Below are 19476 nucleotides of genomic sequence, written 5' to 3'. Positions count from 1 at the left end.
CTCGTCCGCGCTTCCTCTCACCAGGGGTTCTGGATCGACGCAAGCTGCCGTGATCGGATGTGACCAAGGCGGCAGCAGGATGTCTTTCCCGTGTTCAGTCGCTATTCTCACTCAGCACCGACCCGAGCAGTTCCGAAGCGGCGTGCTCGCGAAACGATAAGGCGGTGTGGCGATGAGCCTGGACCTGCTGGTACTCACTGCGGAACCGGATGCCACTTCGGTGCTCCCCGCGTTGGATCTGCTGCCGCACACCGTACGCGTCCGGCCGCCGGAGGTCACCGCCCTGCTCGACGCGGGCCACCGCGACGTGATCCTGCTCGACGCCCGCACCGATCTGGCCTCGGCGAAGAGCCTGTGCCGCCTGCTCAAGGGCGCCGGCGACGAGGACACCGCCACCCCGGTGATCGCCGTGGTCGGCGAGGGCGGCCTGGTCGCGGTCAGCTCCGAGTGGCGCACCGACGACATCATGCTCCCCACCGCCGGTCCCGCCGAGGTGGACGCCCGGCTGCGGCTGGTCAGCACCCGCGACGGCGGTGGCCAGCAGGCCGACGCCGAGGTCCGCATCGGTGACCTGGTGATCGACGAGGCCACCTACACCGCGCGCCTGCGCAAGCGCACCCTCGAACTGACCTACAAGGAGTTCGAGCTGCTCAAGTACCTCGCGCAGCACGCGGGCCGGGTGTTCACCCGCGCCCAGCTGCTTCAGGAGGTCTGGGGCTACGACTTCTTCGGCGGCACCCGGACGGTCGACGTGCACGTCCGGCGGCTGCGCGCCAAGCTCGGCCCCGAGCACGAGCAGATGATCGGCACCGTGCGCAACGTGGGCTACAAGTTCGAGCGCCCGGTCAAGGGCGCCGGCAAGTCGATGGCCGCCGAGCCGCAGGCCGAGGTGCCGCGCCAGGAGTACAGCAACCGTTAACTTGGTTGTATGAACGCGCAGTGGTCGGAGGAACTGGACGAAGCCGACGCCGGGCGGGTGCGCGAGCTGCTGCTCGCCGCCCGTGAGGCCGACGGCCGCCCGGAAGACGTCGAACCGCCCTCCGGTGGGCTGCACCTCCTCGTGCGCGAGGGTGGGGAGCTGGTCGGTCACACCCACCTCGACACCGCCGGGGATTCCTTCGGCCGCCAGGTCGCCGAGCTGGTCGTGCACCCGGACCACCGCCGTCGCGGGCACGGAACCGCGATGGCGCAGGCGCTACTGGCCCGTGACGGCGAACTGCGCGTTTGGGCCCACGGCGACCACCCGGGCGCCGCCAAGATCGCTTCGAAGCTCGGCATGCGGCGCGCGCGGGAGCTGCTGGTGCTCAGCGCGGAGGTCGAAGGCCAGGACTGGCCCGAGCCCAAGCTCGCCGACGCGGTCTCCCTGCGCACCTTCGAACCCGGCCGCGACGAGCAGGCCGTGATCGCGGTCAACGCGCGTGCCTTCGACTGGCACCCCGAGCAGGGCGCGTTCAGCGTCGACGAACTCCTGGCCACCGAGCGTGAATCCTGGTTCGACGCCGACGGCTTCTTCGTCGCCGAGCGCGACGGTGACGTGATCGGCTTCCACTGGACGAAGGTGCACCCACCGAACCCGACCCGCTTCGACGGCGAGCCCGTCGGCGAGGTCTACGTGGTCGGCGTGGACCCCGGGGCGCAGGGCGGCGGCCTCGGCAAAGCACTGACCCTGGCCGGGCTCCGATATCTGCGCGCGCGGGGATTGCGGCGAGTGATCCTGTACGTCGAAGGGGACAACGCACCCGCTGTCGCCGTTTACACGAAACTGGGTTTCCAGCGCTACGAAGTCGACGTGCAATATTCCCGTTAACCCGGAGCCATGAACTCGTCACGGTCGGCAAACGCCCAGGTCACGGCCAGGACACGAGGGGCTGTCGAGACTAGTCGCGCTGCTCACAATGGCGGCCTTGTTCACCTTCCGTTCATTTATTGACGGCCATCCGTCCATTGTCGCTGCCTACTGTCCGGAATCGGCGCGGTCACTAGCCGCGGCGAACACCCACGGACTCTCTTCCACGCGGAGGAAATGCAGTGAAGATCAAGCGGCCGCACGCGGTCATCGGCCTGGTGGCTGGCGCCGCCCTCGTGCTGACGGCCTGTGGTTCCGACCCCGCGGCGACCAACACCAACGCGCCGCAGACGGGTGCCGCCGCGGCGCCGTCGGGCACCGCCCAGGTCGACTGCGGTGGCAAGACCCCGCTTTCGGCGGAAGGGTCCTCGGCCCAGAAGGCCGCGATCGACATCTTCTCCCAGCAGTACCAGCGCAAGTGCGCCGGTCAGCAGGTGAACTACAACCCCAGCGGTTCCGGTGCCGGCGTCAAGCAGTTCATCGCCGGCCAGGTCGACTTCGCCGGTTCGGACTCGCCGCTGAGCGCGGAGAAGGGCGAGGTCGCCGACGCCAAGGAGCGTTGCGCCGGTAGCGACGCCTGGAACCTGCCCCTGGTGGTCGGCCCGGTCGCGGTCGCCTACAACCTGCAGGGCGTGGACAAGCTGGTCCTCACCCCCGAGGTCACCGCCAAGATCTTCAACGGTGGCATCAAGACCTGGGACGACCCGGCCATCAAGGCGGTCAAGGGCAACGAGAGCCTGACCCTGCCCGCCAAGCCGATCCAGGTCGTCTCCCGCTCGGACGAGTCGGGCACCACCGACAACTTCCAGCTGTACCTGCAGGCCGCGGCCCCGCAGGCGTGGACCCAGGGCGCCGGCAAGCAGTTCAAGGGCGGCGTGGGCAACGGCGCGGAGAAGTCCAACGGCGTGGTCGAGGCCGCCAAGGCCGCCGACGGCGCGATCACCTACGTCGAAGCCGCGTTCGCCAAGGACGGCGTGAAGGCCGCCCAGATCGACAGCGGTGCCGGTGCGGTCGAGCTGACCCCGGAGAACGTCGCCAAGACGCTCGACAGCGCGAAGTTCAAGACCGAGGGCACCAACGACCTCGCGCTCGACCTGAACGCGATCTACTCGTCCAAGGCCGCGGGCACCTACCCGCTGCTGCTGGTCACCTACGAGATCGTCTGCTCCAAGTACGCCGACCCCGAGGTGGCCAAGGCCGTCCGCGCCTTCCTGAACGTGGCCGCCACCGACGGGCAGCAGCCGCTGGCCGACAAGGGCTACGTGTCCATCCCGCAGAGCCTGCAGGAGAAGGTGCTGACCGCGGTCAAGGCCATCGCCTGACCTGCTTGCGGACAGCTTGAGACGAGGGTAGAGACAGGCCAAGGCGATCATGCCGATGAACGAGCCAACCTCGACGCGGACGCCCACCGGTGACACCGGTGGGCGTCCGCCGTCCGCATCCGTGCCGGAGGGTCCGATTTCCGAGCAACCAGCCCCCGCCAGCGCCCCCAGGAAGGGCAAGGTGCGGCCGGGTGACCGCATCTTCAAGAACCTCACCACCGGCAGCGGCATCTTCGTGGTCGTCCTGATCGCGCTGATCGGGTTGTTCCTGCTGCTGCAGGCGATCCCCGCGCTGCAGGCCAACCAGGTCAGCTTCTTCTCCAGCGTCTGGGAGACCGGGGACTCGAAGAACCTGCGCTTCGGCATCGCCGACCTGCTGTCGGTGACCGTGGCCACCTCGCTGGTCGCGCTGGTCATCGCGATGCCGGTGTCGCTGGGCATCGCGTTGTTCCTCACCCAGTACGCGCCACCACGGCTCGCCAGGCCGTTCGCCTACGTGATCGACCTGCTGGCCGCCGTGCCGTCGATCATCTTCGGCCTGTGGGGCCTGCTGTTCCTGGCGCCGGCGATGGAGCCGTTCGCGCAGTGGATCAACGACACCTTCGCCTGGATCCCGATCTTCAGCGACGGCAACATCGCGCCGAACATCCGCAGCACCATCTTCACCGCGGGGGTGGTGCTCGCGGTGATGGTGCTGCCGATCATCACCTCGCTGACCCGCGAGGTCTTCGAGCGCACGCCCACCGCGCAGATCGAGGGCGCGCTGGCGCTGGGCGCGACGCGCTGGGAGGTCATCCGGACCACCGTGCTGCCGTTCGGCAAGGCCGGGTACGTCGGTGCCTCGATGCTCGGCCTCGGCCGCGCGCTCGGGGAGACGATCGCGCTGTCGATCATCCTGTTCATCCCGGTCGGGCGGACCTTCGACTGGAGCGTGTTCGACGGCGGCGCCACCTTCGCCTCGAAGATCGCCTCCAACTACGCGGAGTTCAACGACGTCACCTCGGCGGGCGCCTACATCGCCGCCGGGCTGGTGCTGTTCCTGCTGACCTTCGTGGTCAACTTCGCGGCCCGGTCCATCATCGGCGACAAGAAGGGGGACTGAGCCATGACCGCGACGATTCCCGACGCCGACCGGCCGGCCACCACACCCGCGTTCCAGCAGGTCAGCCTGGCCCGCAAGAGCAAGAACGGGCTGGCGACGGTCCTGGTCTGGCTGGCTTTCCTGGTCGCCGTGGTGCCGCTGGTCTGGGTGCTCTGGACGGTGGTGGAGAGCGGGATCACCCGCATCCCGTTCTCCAACTGGTGGACCGAGGACTTCTCGCTGGTGCTCTCCGACGAGGTCGGCGGCGGCGTGCTGCACGCCATCGTCGGCACCCTGCTGCAGGGCCTGGTCTGCGCGCTCATCGCCGTGCCGCTCGGCCTGCTGGTGGCGATCTACCTGGTGGAGTACGGCCGGGGGACCCGGCTGGCCAAGGTGACCACGTTCATGGTCGACATCCTGTCCGGGGTGCCCTCGATCGTGGCCGCGCTGTTCATCTACGCGCTCTGGATCACCACGCTGGGCCTGCCGCGCAACGGCTTCGCCGTGTCGCTGGCGCTGGTGCTGCTGATGATCCCGGTGGTCGTGCGGTCCTCGGAGGAGATGCTCCGGATCGTGCCGGACGACCTGCGCGAGGCCTCGTACGCGCTGGGCGTGCCCAAGTGGAAGACGATCGTGAAGATCGTGCTGCCGACCGCGCTGAGCGGCATCATCACCGGCATCATGATGGCGCTGGCCAGGGTGATGGGCGAGACCGCGCCGCTGCTGGTGCTGGTCGGGTACTCGTCCTTCGTGCACTGGGACATGTTCCAGGGCGAGATGGCCTCGCTGCCGCTGCTGATCAACAACGAGCGCGCGACGAACTCGATGACCGAGGGCAGCGTCGGCTTCGACCGCATCTGGGGCGCCGCGCTGACGCTGGTGCTCATCATCGCCCTGATCAACCTCGCGGCCACCGTCCTCGGGCGCCTGGTCGCTCCCAAGAAGAAGTAGGAAGAGCATGGCCAAGCGCATCGACGTCAAGGACGTGGACATCTACTACGGCAAGTTCCACGCGGTGGACAGCGTGTCGCTGTCGGTGCCGCCGCGGAACGTGACGGCGTTCATCGGGCCGTCCGGCTGTGGCAAGTCGACCGTGCTGCGGACGCTGAACCGCATGCACGAGGTGATCCCGGGTGCCAGGGTCGAGGGCCAGGTGCTGCTCGACGGCGAGGACATCTACGCGAACTCGGTGGACCCGGTGCAGGTCCGGCGCACCATCGGCATGGTGTTCCAGCGGCCGAACCCGTTCCCCACCATGTCCATCAGGGACAACGTGGTGGCCGGGCTGAAGCTGGCTGGCACGAAGAACCGGAAGCAGCTGGACGAGGTGGCCGAGCGGGCGCTGCGCGGCGCGAACCTCTGGACCGAGGTCAAGGACCGGCTGAACAAGCCCGGCGGTGGCCTTTCCGGCGGTCAGCAGCAGCGGCTCTGCATCGCGCGGGCGATCGCCGTGCAGCCCGACGTGCTGCTGATGGACGAGCCGTGCTCAGCGCTGGACCCCATCTCCACGCTGGCGATCGAGGACTTGATCGCCGAGCTGAAGAAGGAGTTCACCATCGTCATCGTCACGCACAACATGCAGCAGGCGGCGCGCGTGTCGGACCAGACGGCCTTCTTCAACCTGGCCGGGGTCGGCCGCCCGGGGCAGCTCGTCGAGCTGAACGACACGGAGAAGATCTTCTCCAACCCCGACCAGAAGGCGACCGAAGACTACATCTCCGGCCGCTTCGGCTGAGGATCCTTCACCGCGGACGGCGGCCGAGGTAGCGGAGCAGTTCCGCGGCCTCGCCGCCGTTTTCGCTTTCCAGGGCGGGTGCGTAGGCGCCGTACGCGCGCAGCGGTTCGACGATGGCCTCGGCCACCGGCCGCAGGGCGCGGGCGAGGTCGTCGGTGAGCGGCGACGGCTGCCCGGTGGCGATGGCGATGTCCCAGGCGTGCACGGCGGCGTCGAGCGCGCAGGCCCCCGAGCCGAGTGCGGCGGACAGCTTGTTCGGCGGCACGGGCACCGGGACCTCGGTGGCGTCCTCGTCGACGGTCGCCCAGGCCGCGGCGGCGGTGCCGATCGCGGCCTCGACCACCGCTCTGGGGTCCTTGCCGTCGAGTTCACCCGACGGGGCGAACGGGTCTTCGGTCGGTCCGGGGCCACCGGTGAGGAACGCGGCGAACCCGAGCTGGTCGCCGGCGGCGTGCTGGAGGACCTGGGTGACGTTCCACTGGTCGCAGGGGGTCGGCAGCTGCCAGCCGTCGGCGGGTACGCCGCGGACGACGGTACGGAGGGCTTCGTGTGCTTCTTCGAGCGTCTTCATCCACATGCCGCTAGTGTATCAGAACGGAATGCTCCATTCCAATAGATTGCGGCATCCGGGATCGTCGGGGGCGGTTGGTACGTTCGGCTCATGGTCAGTGCGTACATCGATGGACCGGGGCAGCCGCTGCCCCGGTCCGGTCTGATCGCCATCGCCGGGCGGACGCTCGGGGCGATACCGCCCACGCTGCAGGTGCTCATCGGCATCGTCAGCGTGCAGGTCGGGGCCGCTTTCGCGAAGCAACTGTTCGCGGTCACCGGGCCGGCGGGCACGGTCACCCTGCGCCTGTTCTTCGCCGCGGTGGTGCTGCTGCTGATCTGGCGCCCGGCCCTGCGCATGGACCGCCGCGCGGTGCCCGTGGTGCTGGGGTACGGCCTGGTGCTGGCGGCCATGAACATCTTCTTCTACCAGGCGATCGCCCGGATCCCGCTGGGCATCGCGGTGACCATCGAGTTCCTGGGCCCGCTGGGCGTGGCGCTCGCAGGCTCGCGCCGCTGGCGAGACGCCATCTGGGCCCTGCTCGCCGCGGGCGGGTGATCCTGCTTTCCGAGACGCGCGGGGACCTGTCGATGCTCGGCATGGCCTTCGCCCTCGCCGCCGGTCTCTGCTGGGGCGCCTACATCCTGCTGGGCGCGGCGCTCGGGAATCGCACGAGCGAGGGAAACGGCCTGGCACTGGCCATGGCGTTCGGGGCGCTGGTGGCCATGCCCACCGGCATCCTGGAAACCGGCACCGGCCTGCTGGACCCGTGGGTCCTGTTCATCGGCCTGATGGTCGCGCTGCTCTCCTCGGTGATTCCCTATTCACTCGAACTCGAGGCGCTGCGCAAGATCCCGCCACGCGTTTTCGGCATCCTCATGAGCCTGGAGCCCGCCGTCGCCGCCGTCGCCGGCCTCATCGTCCTGGGCGAAGCACTCCACGTGCCGCAATGGCTGGCCATCTGCTGCGTCGTCGCCGCCTCCATCGGCGCCACCCGCTCCACCACCCCCTAACCCCACACTCGTGCACCCGAGTTCCACGTTCAGACACCCGAACCCTGCACTCGTGCAGCCGAACTCCACGTTCACGCGGGCGAGTTCGACATTCGCGCGCCCGAACACACCTGCGTGGCGAACGTGGATTCGCCAGCCGAATGTGGAACTCGCTTAACCGAGTGTCGGACTTGGGTGCCCGAACGTGGGACTCGGCTGCAGGAACGTGGGACACGCCCGACCGGCGCCCCATCCCGGGCGAGTCCCACACTCAGGCATCCGAACCCCACGTTCAGGCATCCGAACCCCACACTCGTGCAGCCGAACCCCACGTTCGCGTGGGTGAGTCGGGCATTCGCGCGCCCGAACCCGCGTTCGTACCCACGCCGCGAACGCGGGGTTCATCGGCCCGAATGCGGAACTCGGCTGCCCGAATGTCGAACTCGGGCGCCTGAACGTGGGACTCGGCTTTCCCAGTGCAGGACTCACGTGCCTGAATGTGGGGTTCGGCTTCCCCAGCGCGGGACGCGCGTGCCCGAACGTGGGGTTCGGGTGCGCGAGTGTGGAACTCGGGTGCGCGAGTGTGGGGGGCCGGGGTTAGCTGGTTAGGGCGGGGGTTAGGGCGTCCAGGGCGGAGTAGAAGATGCCCAGGCCGTCGTCCGAGGGGCCGGTGAGGGCGTCGATGGCGTGTTCCGGGTGCGGCATGAGGCCGACGACCCGGCCGTTCGCGCTGGTGATGCCGGCGATGTCGTTGCGCGAGCCGTTCGGGTTCGCGCCGACGTAGCGGAAGACCACGCGGCCTTCGCCTTCCAGCTGGTCCAGGGTGGACTGGTCGGCGACGTAGCCGCCTTCACCGGACTTCAGCGGGATCAGGATTTCGGCATTCTGCTCGTACCGGGTGCTCCACGCGGTGGTGTTGTTCTCCACCCGCAGCCACTGGTCACGGCAGACGAAGTGCAGTTTGTGGTTGCGCACCAGCGCTCCCGGCAGCAGTCCGGCCTCGCACAGGATCTGGAAGCCGTTGCAGATGCCGAGCACCGGCATGCCCTTGCCCGCCGCCTCGATCACCTCGGTCATCACCGGCGCGAACTTGGCGATGGCCCCGGCGCGCAGGTAGTCGCCGTAGGAGAAGCCGCCGGGCACGATCACCGCGTCGACGCCGCGGAGGTCGTGGTCGGCGTGCCACAGGGGGACGGCTTCGGCGTCGGAATAGCGCGCCGCGCGGGCGGCGTCGACGTCGTCGAGGGTGCCGGGGAAGGTGATGACCCCGATGCGGGCGGTCACGCGTCCACCCGCCGCACGGTCCAGTCCTCGATCACCGGGTTGGCCAGCAGTCCTTCGGCGATCTTGGCGAGCGTCTCGTCGTCGACGGAGTCGTCGACCTCGAGCACGAAGTGCTTGCCCTGGCGGACATCGCTCACGCCTTCGAAGCCGAGGCGGGGCAGCGCGCCCGCCACCGCTTGGCCTTGCGGGTCCAGGATCTCCGGCTTGGGCATGACGTCTACGACGACTCGGGCCACGGCTGGTCGCTCCATGTGTGTGCAGGTCAGCGGTACCCCACGAGCGTACTTGACGCCCACCGGCGAACCGGTGGGTAGCCCCCCGACAGAAGCCACCCACCGGACCGGTTCAGCGCACGACCTCCACCGTTTCGCCCGGCTGCAGGGCGTTGTAGAAGGTGACGGCCGCGTCGTGCGTCAAGCGGATGCAGCCGTGCGACTGCTGCTTGATGTTCCCTTTGTGAAAGGCGATGCCACTGTTGGTGAAGAACACCGAATAGGGCATGGGCCCGTCGAAGGCCTTGCTCCAGTGGTCGATGTCCTTGTAAGTGACCTTGAACGTGCCCGGCGGGGTCCGGTAGCCGGACTTCCCGGACGCCATCGGCACCGGTCCGTAGGTGACGTCGCCACCTTCGGCCAGCCACGCCTGCTTGGCGCTCAGATCCACGCAGGCCGATGCCTTCGCACTGCACGGCATCGACGTCGACGAACCAGCGCTCGCCGCAGGGGCACCGAAGAGCCCCAGTGCGCTGATCGCCGCGGTACCCGCGACCACACCGGTGATCTTCCGCAGCGTTCCCATGGTGGGCCTCCCATCCGCTCGCTGGTGCGAGCTCGTGTTTGGTGTGCTGCTGATGACTGGACGTGACGACCACGGAAATGGTTGCTTGCGAGTCGGTAATTAACCGGATCGGCCCCGTGACGACCACGGAGCGTGGCTAAACGCCGACATCCGGGGGACACTCGGTTCACCTCTTCCCCCGGGGGTCCGAGCAGACCATCATCGCCTTGGCGGAAGGTCAACAACAGGAGGCAACGTGGCCGAGCGGGAGACTTTCGACTACGTCATCGTCGGGGCGGGCAGTGCGGGCTGCGTGCTGGCCAACCGGCTCAGCGCGGACCCCTCGGTCGAGGTGCTGCTGCTCGAAGCGGGCGGCGAGGACACCGACGACGAGTTCCACATCCCGGCCGCGTTCCCGTCGCTGTTCAAGACCCGGCACGACTGGAACTACGAGACCGTCGAGCAGAAGTACCTCGGCAAGAGCACCTACTGGCCACGCGGCAAGGTGCTCGGCGGCTGCTCCTCGATCAACGCGATGATCTACATCCGCGGCAACCGCGCCGACTACGACCGCTGGCGCGATGAGCACGGCGCCGTGGGCTGGGGGCACGACGACGTGCTGCCGTACTTCGTCCGCGCCGAGCGCAACACCCGCCTCGGCGGGCCGCTGCACGGCACCGAGGGCCCGCTGCACGTCGAGGACCGCGTGTTCACCCACGAGCTGTCCCACGCCTGGGTCGATTCCGCGACCACCTGGGGCCTCAAGCCCACCGACGACTTCAACGGTGAGAGCCAGGAGGGGGTCGGCCAGTACCAGGTCACCTGCCACCAGGGCCGCCGCTGGTCCACCGCCGACGCCTACCTCCGTCCGGCGATGGACCGGCCGAACCTGACCGTGCGCACGCACGCGCAGACCACCCGCGTGCTGTTCGACGGCACCAAGGCGATCGGTGTGTCCTATTTGGACAAAGGTGCCGACCGCGCGGTCCACGCCGCGCGCGAGGTGCTGCTCTCCGGCGGCGCGGTCAACTCACCGCAGCTGCTCATGCTCTCCGGCGTCGGCCCGGCCGAGCACCTGCGTGAGCACGGCATCGACGTGGTCGCCGCGCTGCCCGGCGTCGGCGAGAACCTGCACGACCACCCGGCCGCCGGGGTCATCTGGGCCACCAAGGGCACGTCCGACCTGGTCAGCGCCGCCACCCCGCTGGGCATGGTGCGCTACCAGCTGACCAAGCGCGGGCCGCTGGCCTCGAACATCGGCGAGGCGGGCGGCTTCATGCCCACCATCGACGGCCTGGACGCGCCCGACATGCAGTTCCACGTGGCGCCGACCCTGTTCTACGACAACGGGATGCGCGAACCGACCACCCCCGGCTTCACCGCCGCGGCCACGCTGGTCGAGGTGGCCAGCCGCGGACGCCTGCGCCTGCGGTCGGCGAATCCCTTGTGGCGCCCCGAAATCGACCCGTCGTACTACGCCGAACCGGCCGACTTCACCGCCATGCTGGCCGGGTTGCGCACGCTGATGGACATCGGCCGCGGCGGCGGGCTCCAGCGGTACCTGGACCGGCCGTTCCTGCCCGACCGCCACGACATCGACGACGACGCGCTCGGCGAGCACGTCCGCCAGAACACGCAGACGCTGTACCACCCGGTCGGCACCTGCGCGATGGGCACCGGCGAGCAGGCCGTGGTCGACCCCGAGCTGCGGGTGCGCGGGGTGGAGAACCTGCGGGTGGTGGACGCGTCGATCATGCCCGTGGTGCCCAGGGGCAACACCAACGCGCCCACCATCATGGTCGCCGAAAAGGCGGCTGACCTGATCAGCGCTTCCCGTGCATGACGGTGATCAGCTTGGCCACCAGCGCGTCGGTCTTCTCCTTGCGGTCGAAGGTGGTCAGCGCGATCGGCGCGGTGAACCGCTGACGCGCGATGGCCTTCGTGCGGGCGAATTCGCGGAGCCCTTCCGGCCCGTGGATGCGGCCGAAGCCGGAGTCGCCGACGCCGCCGAACGGCAGTGAAGCGATTCCGGCGAAGGACAGCGGCGCGTTGATCGAAGCCATGCCGGTGCGCAGGCGCCGGGCCAGTTCCATGCCACGCGACTTCGAGAAGACCGTCGCCGCGAGGCCGTAGCGGGTGTTGTTGGCCTTCTCCACGGCCTCGTCCATCGAGGCCACCTTCGCGATGGTCACGGTCGGCCCGAAGGTCTCCTCGCGCACGGCTTCGGCGTCTTCGGGCACGCCGACCAGCACGGTCGGCTGGGCGTACCGGTCGCCGACCGCCTCGGCCCCGCCGACCAGCGCCTTGCCACCGCGCGACAACGCGTCGGTGATGTGGTGCTTGATGACCTTGAGCTGCGAAGGCATGGTCACCGGGCCGTACTGGGCGTCCTCATCGGAGCCCGCGCGCACGGCCTGGCTCTTCTCCACCACCTTCGCGACGAACTCGTCGTGCACCCGTTCGTGCACGTAGACGCGCTCGACGCCGATGCAGGTCTGGCCCGAGTTGGAGAACGCGCCCCACACCGTGGCGTCGGCGGCGGCCTCGAGGTCGGCGTCCGCGTCGACCAGCACCGGGTCCTTGCCGCCCGCCTCGATGACCACCGGGGTGAGCGTCTCGGCGCAGGCCGCCATGATCTTCTTGCCGGTCGCGGTGGAGCCGGTGAAGGCGATCTTGTCCACGCCCGCGCGGGTCAGCGCCGCGCCGGTGGCGCCGTAACCGGTGATCAGCTGCAGCACCGGCTGCTCCGGCACGACCTCGGCGAACGCGTCGACCAGCCACTTCCCGACGCCCGGGGTGAACTCGCTCGGCTTGAACACCACGGCGTTGCCCGCGGCGAGCGCGTAGGCGATGGACCCGAGCGGGGTGAACACCGGGTAGTTCCACGGGCCGATCACGCCGACCACGCCGAGCGGCAGGTACTCCACGGTCGCGGCCTGGTTCGACATCAGCAGCCCGGCGGAGCGGCGCTTGCGGCCGAGCACCTTGCGGGCGTTCTTGGCCGCCCACGAGATGTGCTCGATGGCCAGCACGGACTCCAGCTGCGCGTCCGCGATCGGCTTGCCGGTCTCGTCGCGGACGACCTGGCAGAGCTGCTTCAGCCGGCGCGTGAGCACCCCTTTCCACTGCTGCAGGCGCTGGGCACGCCCGCCGAAGCCGAGCGACTCCCACCAGACGGCCGCTTCGCGCGCCCGCGCGACGGCGGCCTCGACTTCGGCGGCGGTGTGCACCGGGTGGGTGCCGACCACCTCGTCGGTGGCCGGGCTCAGCGAGTCGAAGGTCTCCTGGGTAGCGGCGGATTTCGGCTGGACGGCGGTCATCGGCGTCTCCGGAGTTGACTCGGGTCGGGGGACCCCAGGCTACGAGGTTGCTGGCGGTGTGCCAACTACTCTGGCGGGGCCTCTTCCCAGGATGGCACAGGCGAGCACCGCGCTGGCCACGCCGAACACCGGCGCCAGCCACAGCGGCAGCACGCCGACCGTCAGCGACCCGATGCCGAACCCGCTCGCCTGCACCACGAACGTCAGCGAGAACCCCTCCGACCGGCGGCCCTCCGGCAGCAGCCCCTGCATCTGCACCGAAGCCACGGTGACCAGCGGACCGGTGCAGAACCCGATCAGCGCCACCCCGGTGAGCAGCCCCGGCCAGCCGAGGTCGAGCGCCACCGTGCAGCCGCCCGCGATGAAGCCGGTGAGGAGCGTGATCGCCTGCACCCGCGGCGCCACGGTCAGCCGGATGCCACGCCAGGCGTACAGCACGCCACCGGCGATGCTGGCGCCGGAGAGCACGGTGATGATCAGCGCCGCCGCGCCTTCCGCGGCCCCGAGCCGCTGCGCGAGCGCGTAGGGCGCGACTTCGACCGTGGACAGCAGGTGGCCGATGGTGAACTGGCAGGCCAGCCAGGGCACGGCCGCGCGGATCGGCAGGGGCGGCCGCTCGCCGGCGACCGGCACCGGTGCTTCCCGGCGTGGCACCAGCAGCGCGGCGAGCGCGAAGACCACCGCCATCGCGGCGATCGGCAGCACCGCGTGGACCGTGGTGAGCAGCGCGACCAGCAGCGGCCCGCCGATGATCACCACGTCGATCAGCATGGCGTCGACCGAGACCGCCCGCGGCAGCAGCGGACCGGAGACCGTGCCCGCGAGCAGCGAGCGGAACCCGCCGGACAACCCGCCCGCGATCGTGCCCGGCAGCACGACCAGCACCAGCAACACGGCCGGCGACGCACCCGCCGAGGCCGCGAACGCCAGCGCGCCGAGGCCGAGCGCCGCGCACAGCAGGAAGGCCACCAGCCCGCGTGACGGCCCGATCCGGTCGAGCAGTCGTCCCGCGGGCACTGAACCGGCGAGTTCGGCGACCACGAAGACGGCCATCATCACGCCGCCGAGGCGGTAGGAGCCGGTGGTCGCGGTGGTCAGCACGGTGAACGCGAGCGGTGCCATGGTGGCCGGTAACCGCGCCAGCTGCACCCCCATCGACCAGCGCCAATAGGCGCGGTGACGCAGCAGGCTCTCGGTGGTGGTCGTCATGCGAAGAGCCTGTTCGGCGGTCCCGATGAGCGATAATGATTCGGCTATGGCCGAAAGGACGCGATGATCGAGCTGGTGCTCACCGCCACCGGGGCGCAGCGACTGCGGTTCGCGATCTCCCCGCTCGAAGAGGTGCTCGGCGCCGTCCAGGTGCTGCAGGGCGTCCGTCGTCATCCCGCGTACGGCCCGTGGTTGAGCACCGCGCCGCACGGGTTGCCGATCAAGGAACTGCGCACCGTGCTGAGCGCGACCCGGTACATCACCGAGTTCCTCAGCCCGCCGCCGCAGAGCCCGCGCACGACCGTCGAAGCCCAGTTGGCGGAGCTGCGCCGGACCCCACCCGAGCAGGTCGCGCTGGAGCTGGCGATGGTCGACGCCGATCTGAGCGACCTGCCCGAGGACCCGGCGCAGGCCCGCGATCTGCTCGGTGACCAGCTGGAACTGGCCTGGCACGAGCTGATCGAGCCGCAGTGGCCGCGCCTGCACGAGGTGCTGGCCGCCGACATCGACCACCGCACCCGGCGCCTCGGCGAAGGCGGCATCGAACTGGCGCTGGCCGATCTGCACTCACGGGTGAAGCTCACCGGTGACGTGCTGACCGTGGAAAGCGCGACCCGGGCGCGCACGCCGCTCGACGAGCGCGGACTCCTGCTGCTGCCGAGCGTGTTCGCCTGGCCGAAGGTCGGGGTGATCCTGGTGCCGCCGTGGCAGCCGTCGCTGCTGTACCCGGCACGCGGGGTGGCGAAGCTGTGGCGGCCGGCGCAGGACCCGGACCCGCGGCTGGTGGCGGTGCTCGGGCGCACCAGGGCGCTGCTGCTGCAGGTGCTCGCCGAGCCGTCGACCACCACCGCGCTGGCCCGGCGGCTGGGCCTGGCGCCCGGCACGGTGTCCGATCACCTGGGCGCGCTGGCCGGGGCCGGGCTGCTGACGGCCACCCGCACCGGCCGGTCGGTCCGGTACGCCCGCACTCGACTTGGCGCTGACCTGGTCGGGGCCTAGGCGCTGTCCTGTGAGTCTGGTCGATGGGCTTCGTGCCGCCAGGGGCCGCCTGGGCGCGGAGACCGCGAGCGTGACTTGCAGGACAGCGGCTAGCCTGAGAAGTACCCGATGAGACAAGGGATGACGAGATGCAATTCGTCCATTTTGGACATTCTTGTGTGCTGGCCGAGACGGACGGCGCGCGGATCCTGTTCGACCCGGGCACGTTTTCGCGTGGGTTCGAGGACGTCCGCGACCTGGATGCGGTGCTGATCACCCACCAGCACTTCGACCACCTCGACGGCGATCGCCTGCCCGCGCTGCTCAAGGCGAACCCCGGTGCCAAGCTGATCATCGACCCGGGTTCGCAGGAGGCCGTGGAGAAGCTGGGGCTCGAGTCGCGGACGGCGCTGCCGGGCGACACCTTCACCTTCGGCGACACCGAGGTCGACGTGGTCGGCGGGCACCACGCGGAGATCCACCGCGACCTGCCCGCCGTGCCGAACGTCGGCTACCTGCTCGCCGACGGCGCCTTCTACCACCCCGGCGACGCGCTTTTCGTGCCCGACCAGCAGATCGACGTGCTGGGCCTGCCGACGGCGGCGCCGTGGCTGAAGGCCTCGGAGGGCATCGACTTCCTGCGGGCGGTGAGCCCCCGCGTGGCGGTGCCGATCCACGAGAAGATCCTGGCCATGCCGGAAATGATGTACGGCATGTTCACGAACCTGGGCCCGGAAGGAACCGAGGTCCGCCCGCTCCGCGAGGGCGAACCGACGCGGCTGTAGCGGTGGGCACTCGTCCTAGGCCACGCGTGCTGGTGCGGCGACCAGCCCATAAGTCGCACCCCGCGCGCCGGTTTCCAGTGCCACGTCGACGGCGTCGAGGAAGGCCTGGCGGCGGCTGGGGCGCAGCAGGTCGCTGGCGTCCACGCCCAGGCGCAGCAAGCCACCCCGGCGGGCCACGCGGGCGGCGGTGAGGACGAGCGCGAAGCAGCGCAGGGTCTCGGTCCGCTGCTTCTGGCTGCCGAAACCGTGCACCCGCGCCCGCCGCACCTCGCCGGTCTCCAGGTCCCGGATCGAGGTGACGTCGGCGCAGAAGCGGAAGCCGCGTTCCCGCAGGGCGGCCAGCGTGCCGCGCGAAGCCAGCCAGCGCGGCGGGGCGAACCCCTCGGTGCGCAGGCCGGCGTGGTCGAGCTGGGCCGTCGCGGCGATCAGCCGCAGGCGCGCCTCGTGCGCGGGCAGCGCGGCGAACTCCGCCTTGCGCCCGAGGTTCACCGTGCGGTGCGTGGGCGGGACGGTGTGGTCGTAGCCGTGCAGCAGCAGGTCGTCACCGCGGTCGACGCGCTGCTTGAGCCAGGACGTCACCCCGGTCGACGGAGTGCACAGCATGGACAGCGGCACGCTGCGCCGATCCAGCTCTTCGGCCAGCTCGGCGCAGCGGTGCAGCGTCCTCGGGTTCATGCCGGAAAGGGAAACGAGCAGCTTGGTGTCCACCCGCCCAGTAAGCGCGCCGGGAGTGACCGCGAGGTGACTTCCCGGAGGCGGGGCAGGAACTACTGCACGACGGGTTCCTTGGTGGGGGCGTCGTCCTCGCCGGCGGCCGCGTTGAGCTTGCGCTCCTCGCGCAGCGACCGGACCGCGGCGAAGACGCCGACCGCCCACAGGACCACGATCGCGGCGTAGGTGACCGTGTAGACCCAGTCCGCGGCACCGAACTCCTTGAGCAGGGTGCGTGCGTTGGTGAACACGATCAGGCCACCGGCCAGCGCGCCCAGCAGGCGCGGCGGGAGGTGGCGGACCAGCCAGGCGGCCACCGGCGCGGCGATGATGCCACCGATCATCAGCCCGAGCACCACGGTGTAGTTGAGGTTGTCCTCCTGCGACAGGGTGAACAGGAAGCCGAGGCTCGCCGCCAGCGCGACGATGAACTCCGAGGTGTCCACCGAGCCGACCACCTTGCGCGGCTCCAGCCGTCCCGACGAGAGCAGCGTGGTGGTCGCCACCGGGCCCCAGCCACCGCCGCCGGTGGCGTCGACGAACCCGGCCACCAGGCCGAGCGGGGCGAGGAACTTGGCGCCCGGCCGAGTGCCGGTGATCAGCTTGCTGAGCTTCAGGAAGGAGAACCGGATCAGCACGTAGAGCCCGAGCAGCAGCAGGATCAGCGTGATCCACACCGTCGCGTCCTCTGTGGACAGTGAGGTCAGCACGTAGGCGCCGAGCACCGCGCCGATCGCGCCGGGCAGGGCCAGGATGCCCACCGTGCGCCAGTCGATGTTCTTGAACTTCCAGTGCGACAGGCCCGAGGCCAGCGACGTGCCGACCTCCGCCAGGTGCACCGCGGCCGACGCGGCGGCCGGGGCGGTCCCGACCGCGAGCAGGGTCGTCGTGGCCGTCACCCCGAACGCCATGCCCAGGGTGCCGTCGACGAGCTGGGCCAGCAGGCCAGCCAATCCGAACAACAGGAACGTGCGCATGGGAACCTCGGTTCGCAGGATGGCGGCACGATTGCCGGAACCGCCGTGAACGGGGAGGGAGAAAGGAAGAATTCGACTGAACGAAGAGGGCCGCGGGTCAGCGGCGGCAGAGAGCGGAATCGACGCGCACGAGATCGATGTGCCTGCGCTGGACCAGCGCGACTACATCGAGGAGGTGCACCTGCGTCGTCACGATCACGATGGTCCCAGACGTCCACGTGCTGTTCCAGCACTTCCCAGATGGTGAGCGGTGCGGAGAAAAATGCCCCGAACGGCCTATGACTGGATTTCCTTCACCACCGACTACGGCCTCGACGACGGTTTCGTCGCGGCCTGCCGCGGGGTGATCGCCCAGCGCGCGACCCTCGTCCGCGTGCTCGACGTGAGCCACGCCATTCCCCCGCAGCACGTGCGCCACGGCTCGGCCGTGCTCGCCCAGACCGTGCCCTACCTGCCCGAAGCCGTGCACCTGGCGGTGGTCGACCCCGGCGTCGGCACCAGCAGGCTCGGCGTGGTCGTGGTGACCGACCGCGGGCTGCTGGTCGGGCCGGACAACGGCCTGCTGCTGCCCGCGGCCGAAGCACTCGGCGGGGTGCGCGCGGCCTACCAGCTGACCGAGCCCCGGTACCGGTTGCGGCAGGTGTCGGCCACCTTCCACGGTCGCGACATCTTCGCGCCCGCCGCCGCGCACCTGGCGCTGGGCGCGGATCCGGCGGACTTCGGCGAGCCGGTGTCCGACCTGGTCCGGCTGCCCGACCCCAAGGTGCTAGCCCGCCCGGGTCAGCTGGTCTCCGAGGTGCTGACGGTGGACCGGTTCGGCAACGTGCAACTCGCCGCCACCGCGTTGGACCTCGACCTGGCCGAACTGTCCGGGTTCCTGGTCGTGCGCTGTGGTGCGCACGAGCTGGTCGTGAGCCGCGGGCGCACCTTCGCGGACCTGCCACCGGGTGAGGGCGTGCTGTTCACCGACTCGGCCGAGCAGCTGGCGGTGGCGGTCAACGGCGGTTCGGCGGCCGCGTCACTCGGCCTTCACCCCGCGTGGTCCGCACGGGGGACGACCCCCGCACCCCCGAACTACTCGGGAGGTTCGGCGTCCCAGGTCTGCACGGTGACCGCGTCGCCCACGGCGAGCTGACCGGGCCGCACCACGGCGGCCTTCATGCCGAAGGCGATCTTGCCGGCCGGCACCCGGCGGTACTTGGCCAGCGAGCGGATCGGCTCGGAACCGGCGCGCTCGCCGGTCTCCTGGTCGACCAGCGGGACCGTGCAGCGCAGGCACTTCTTCGCGTAGGCCAGTTCGACGCCACCGGCGGCGAAGGTGCGCACGGTGTCTTCGACGTGCGGTTCGGCCCAGCCCGCGACCACGATGTTGGCGCGGAACCGGTTCATCGGCACCGGGTCCCCGCCCGCCGAGGCGATGCGCTCGTTGAGCGAGTCCAAAGAGGACTCCGAGACCACCAGCACGGCGTGGCCGTCGGCGAAGGCGGCGGTGCCCGCGGTCAGCCCGCTGGTCACCCGTTCGTGCTCGGGCGTGACCCGGAGGAACACCGACGGCTCGCCGAGCACCGTGGAGAACCACTCGGCGGCCTCGGCGCCCTGGTGCACGCCCTTGCCTTCGAAGGTGAACACCGAGGCCGCGTGCCGCGTGCCGTCCACGGCGACCTCGTGCACGAGGTCCTCGACGCCCGGCGCGCGCAGGCGCAGCCGGGCGCCGTCGTCGAGCACCTCGACCCGGACCGCGGCCAGCACCGGGTAGCGGCGCTGGCTGCGGAAGGTGCCGTCCGGCGCGGCCGCCATGAAGGTGCGGTCGTGCCGGATCCCGGCGGCGGTCACCTCGGCGACGGACAGCTCGACGCCGCCGCACCCCTTCACCGGGTAGTGGACGAGCTTCGCGATACGGGCCACGCCA

20 protein-coding genes and 1 pseudogene are annotated in these 19476 nt (G+C 70.1%); 11 read left to right on the top strand and 10 right to left on the bottom strand.

All coding sequences use genetic code 11. From position 1 onward, the window contains the following. The first annotated feature begins 172 nt into the window (after positions 1 to 172). The 6 genes from L3Q67_RS09645 (at position 173) to pstB (ending at position 5984) form a co-directional block, all read left to right on the top strand. Complete coding sequence (locus L3Q67_RS09645; RefSeq protein WP_499189195.1) at positions 173 to 919, top strand: response regulator transcription factor; 747 nt, start codon at positions 173 to 175, stop codon at positions 917 to 919. A 9-nt stretch (positions 920 to 928) separates the two neighbouring features. Then, positions 929 to 1807: a GNAT family N-acetyltransferase gene (gene mshD / locus L3Q67_RS09640; RefSeq protein ID WP_499189194.1), complete on the top strand. Its 879-nt coding sequence runs from the start codon at positions 929 to 931 to the stop codon at positions 1805 to 1807. Positions 1808 to 2028: 221 nt separating this feature from the next. Beyond that, positions 2029 to 3168 (top strand): type 2 periplasmic-binding domain-containing protein, encoded by a 1140-nt coding sequence (pstS, locus tag L3Q67_RS09635; RefSeq protein ID WP_499189193.1) that lies wholly within the window; start codon positions 2029 to 2031, stop codon positions 3166 to 3168. 181 nt (positions 3169 to 3349) lie between these two features. Continuing rightward, positions 3350 to 4270, top strand: coding sequence for a PstC family ABC transporter permease (gene pstC, locus L3Q67_RS09630; protein WP_499189192.1), 921 nt, complete (start codon positions 3350 to 3352; stop codon positions 4268 to 4270). A gap of 3 nt (positions 4271 to 4273) precedes the next feature. Next, complete coding sequence (gene pstA, locus L3Q67_RS09625) at positions 4274 to 5200, top strand: PstA family ABC transporter permease (protein ID WP_499189191.1); 927 nt, start codon at positions 4274 to 4276, stop codon at positions 5198 to 5200. Positions 5201 to 5207: 7 nt separating this feature from the next. After that, the gene (gene pstB, locus L3Q67_RS09620; protein WP_499189190.1) at positions 5208 to 5984 is read left to right on the top strand and encodes a phosphate ABC transporter ATP-binding protein; all 777 of its coding nucleotides are present in this window, start codon (positions 5208 to 5210) and stop codon (positions 5982 to 5984) included. 7 nt (positions 5985 to 5991) lie between these two features. Here the strand turns inward: pstB and L3Q67_RS09615 are convergent, their stop codons facing one another. Next, on the bottom strand, positions 5992 to 6561 hold the full coding sequence (locus L3Q67_RS09615; RefSeq protein WP_499189189.1) for a DinB family protein: 570 nt from the start codon (positions 6559 to 6561) through the stop codon (positions 5992 to 5994). An 84-nt stretch (positions 6562 to 6645) separates the two neighbouring features. On the opposite strand from L3Q67_RS09615, the pseudogene L3Q67_RS09610 reads away from it, so the two are divergent. Then, positions 6646 to 7547 (top strand): annotated as a pseudogene (locus tag L3Q67_RS09610) (EamA family transporter). 576 nt (positions 7548 to 8123) lie between these two features. Here the strand turns inward: L3Q67_RS09610 and purQ are convergent. The 3 genes from purQ to L3Q67_RS09595 all read right to left on the bottom strand — a co-directional run bounded on the left by purQ (position 8124) and on the right by L3Q67_RS09595 (position 9608). Next, positions 8124 to 8810, bottom strand: a complete 687-nt coding sequence (gene purQ / locus L3Q67_RS09605) for a phosphoribosylformylglycinamidine synthase subunit PurQ (RefSeq protein WP_499189188.1) — start codon at positions 8808 to 8810, stop codon at positions 8124 to 8126. Further along, positions 8807 to 9046 carry a phosphoribosylformylglycinamidine synthase subunit PurS gene (gene purS / locus L3Q67_RS09600; RefSeq protein ID WP_209663632.1) on the bottom strand — a complete coding sequence of 80 codons (240 nt, stop codon included), beginning with the start codon at positions 9044 to 9046 and terminating at the stop codon, positions 8807 to 8809. Before purS ends, purQ begins: the two co-directional genes overlap by 4 nt. A gap of 109 nt (positions 9047 to 9155) precedes the next feature. After that, positions 9156 to 9608 carry a L,D-transpeptidase gene (locus L3Q67_RS09595; RefSeq protein ID WP_499189187.1) on the bottom strand — a complete coding sequence of 151 codons (453 nt, stop codon included), beginning with the start codon at positions 9606 to 9608 and terminating at the stop codon, positions 9156 to 9158. Positions 9609 to 9843: 235 nt separating this feature from the next. Between L3Q67_RS09595 and L3Q67_RS09590 the strand changes: the two genes are divergently transcribed. Continuing rightward, entirely contained in the window at positions 9844 to 11430 is a 1587-nt protein-coding gene (locus tag L3Q67_RS09590) for a GMC family oxidoreductase (RefSeq protein ID WP_499189186.1), read from the top strand. Here L3Q67_RS09590 and L3Q67_RS09585 read toward each other — a convergent pair. Together L3Q67_RS09585 and L3Q67_RS09580 are read right to left on the bottom strand one after the other, a co-directional pair. Further along, positions 11411 to 12907 carry an aldehyde dehydrogenase family protein gene (locus L3Q67_RS09585; protein ID WP_499189185.1) on the bottom strand — a complete coding sequence of 499 codons (1497 nt, stop codon included), beginning with the start codon at positions 12905 to 12907 and terminating at the stop codon, positions 11411 to 11413. The two genes, L3Q67_RS09590 and L3Q67_RS09585, sit on opposite strands and share 20 nt — an antisense overlap. A 39-nt stretch (positions 12908 to 12946) precedes the next feature. After that, entirely contained in the window at positions 12947 to 14116 is a 1170-nt protein-coding gene (locus L3Q67_RS09580) for an MFS transporter (RefSeq protein WP_499189184.1), read from the bottom strand. A gap of 63 nt (positions 14117 to 14179) precedes the next feature. Here L3Q67_RS09580 and L3Q67_RS09575 point away from each other — a divergent pair, with 63 nt between their 5' ends. Together L3Q67_RS09575 and L3Q67_RS09570 are read left to right on the top strand one after the other, a co-directional pair. Beyond that, entirely contained in the window at positions 14180 to 15115 is a 936-nt protein-coding gene (locus L3Q67_RS09575) for a DUF5937 family protein (protein WP_499189183.1), read from the top strand. A 128-nt stretch (positions 15116 to 15243) separates the two neighbouring features. Then, entirely contained in the window at positions 15244 to 15879 is a 636-nt protein-coding gene (locus L3Q67_RS09570) for an MBL fold metallo-hydrolase (protein WP_499189182.1), read from the top strand. A gap of 15 nt (positions 15880 to 15894) precedes the next feature. Here the strand turns inward: L3Q67_RS09570 and L3Q67_RS09565 are convergent, their stop codons facing one another. The 3 genes from L3Q67_RS09565 to L3Q67_RS09555 all read right to left on the bottom strand — a co-directional run bounded on the left by L3Q67_RS09565 (position 15895) and on the right by L3Q67_RS09555 (position 17760). Continuing rightward, complete coding sequence (locus L3Q67_RS09565) at positions 15895 to 16587, bottom strand: DUF2334 domain-containing protein (protein WP_499189181.1); 693 nt, start codon at positions 16585 to 16587, stop codon at positions 15895 to 15897. Between the two features lie 59 nt (positions 16588 to 16646). Continuing rightward, complete coding sequence (locus tag L3Q67_RS09560) at positions 16647 to 17567, bottom strand: sulfite exporter TauE/SafE family protein (RefSeq protein ID WP_499189180.1); 921 nt, start codon at positions 17565 to 17567, stop codon at positions 16647 to 16649. Positions 17568 to 17664: 97 nt separating this feature from the next. Next, the gene (locus tag L3Q67_RS09555) at positions 17665 to 17760 is read right to left on the bottom strand and encodes a putative leader peptide (RefSeq protein WP_499189179.1); all 96 of its coding nucleotides are present in this window, start codon (positions 17758 to 17760) and stop codon (positions 17665 to 17667) included. A 69-nt stretch (positions 17761 to 17829) separates the two neighbouring features. Here L3Q67_RS09555 and L3Q67_RS09550 point away from each other — a divergent pair, with 69 nt between their 5' ends. Then, a complete protein-coding gene (locus L3Q67_RS09550) occupies positions 17830 to 18702 on the top strand; it encodes an SAM hydrolase/SAM-dependent halogenase family protein (RefSeq protein ID WP_499189178.1) in 873 nt (290 codons plus the stop codon). Here L3Q67_RS09550 and L3Q67_RS09545 read toward each other — a convergent pair. After that, positions 18642 to 19472, bottom strand: coding sequence for an MOSC domain-containing protein (locus tag L3Q67_RS09545; RefSeq protein ID WP_499189177.1), 831 nt, complete (start codon positions 19470 to 19472; stop codon positions 18642 to 18644). The two genes, L3Q67_RS09550 and L3Q67_RS09545, sit on opposite strands and share 61 nt — an antisense overlap. Between the last annotated feature and the right edge of the window lie 4 nt (positions 19473 to 19476).

It is taken from the genome of Saccharothrix sp. AJ9571 (genome assembly GCF_021725495.1).
GTDB classification, from domain to species: Bacteria; Actinomycetota; Actinomycetes; order Mycobacteriales; family Pseudonocardiaceae; genus Amycolatopsis; species Amycolatopsis magusensis.
The sequence above is the reverse complement of the archived record's forward strand: the minus strand, read 5'-3'. Positions and strand labels throughout refer to the sequence as shown.

Excerpts from the sequence above, each read along its gene's own strand:
- L3Q67_RS09560 (WP_499189180.1), bottom strand. The coding sequence starts at position 17,567 with ATGCGCACGTTCCTGTTGTTCGGATTGGCTGGCCTGCTGGCCCAGCTC.
- pstA (WP_499189191.1), top strand. The coding sequence starts at position 4,274 with ATGACCGCGACGATTCCCGACGCCGACCGGCCGGCCACCACACCCGCG.
- L3Q67_RS09645 (WP_499189195.1), top strand. The coding sequence starts at position 173 with ATGAGCCTGGACCTGCTGGTACTCACTGCGGAACCGGATGCCACTTCG.
- L3Q67_RS09575 (WP_499189183.1), top strand. The coding sequence starts at position 14,180 with ATGATCGAGCTGGTGCTCACCGCCACCGGGGCGCAGCGACTGCGGTTC.
- L3Q67_RS09595 (WP_499189187.1), bottom strand. The coding sequence starts at position 9,608 with ATGGGAACGCTGCGGAAGATCACCGGTGTGGTCGCGGGTACCGCGGCG.
- L3Q67_RS09550 (WP_499189178.1), top strand. The coding sequence starts at position 17,830 with ATGCCCCGAACGGCCTATGACTGGATTTCCTTCACCACCGACTACGGC.
- L3Q67_RS09585 (WP_499189185.1), bottom strand. The coding sequence starts at position 12,907 with ATGACCGCCGTCCAGCCGAAATCCGCCGCTACCCAGGAGACCTTCGAC.
- pstB (WP_499189190.1), top strand. The coding sequence starts at position 5,208 with ATGGCCAAGCGCATCGACGTCAAGGACGTGGACATCTACTACGGCAAG.
- L3Q67_RS09580 (WP_499189184.1), bottom strand. The coding sequence starts at position 14,116 with ATGACGACCACCACCGAGAGCCTGCTGCGTCACCGCGCCTATTGGCGC.
- L3Q67_RS09570 (WP_499189182.1), top strand. The coding sequence starts at position 15,244 with ATGCAATTCGTCCATTTTGGACATTCTTGTGTGCTGGCCGAGACGGAC.
- L3Q67_RS09615 (WP_499189189.1), bottom strand. The coding sequence starts at position 6,561 with ATGTGGATGAAGACGCTCGAAGAAGCACACGAAGCCCTCCGTACCGTC.
- mshD (WP_499189194.1), top strand. The coding sequence starts at position 929 with ATGAACGCGCAGTGGTCGGAGGAACTGGACGAAGCCGACGCCGGGCGG.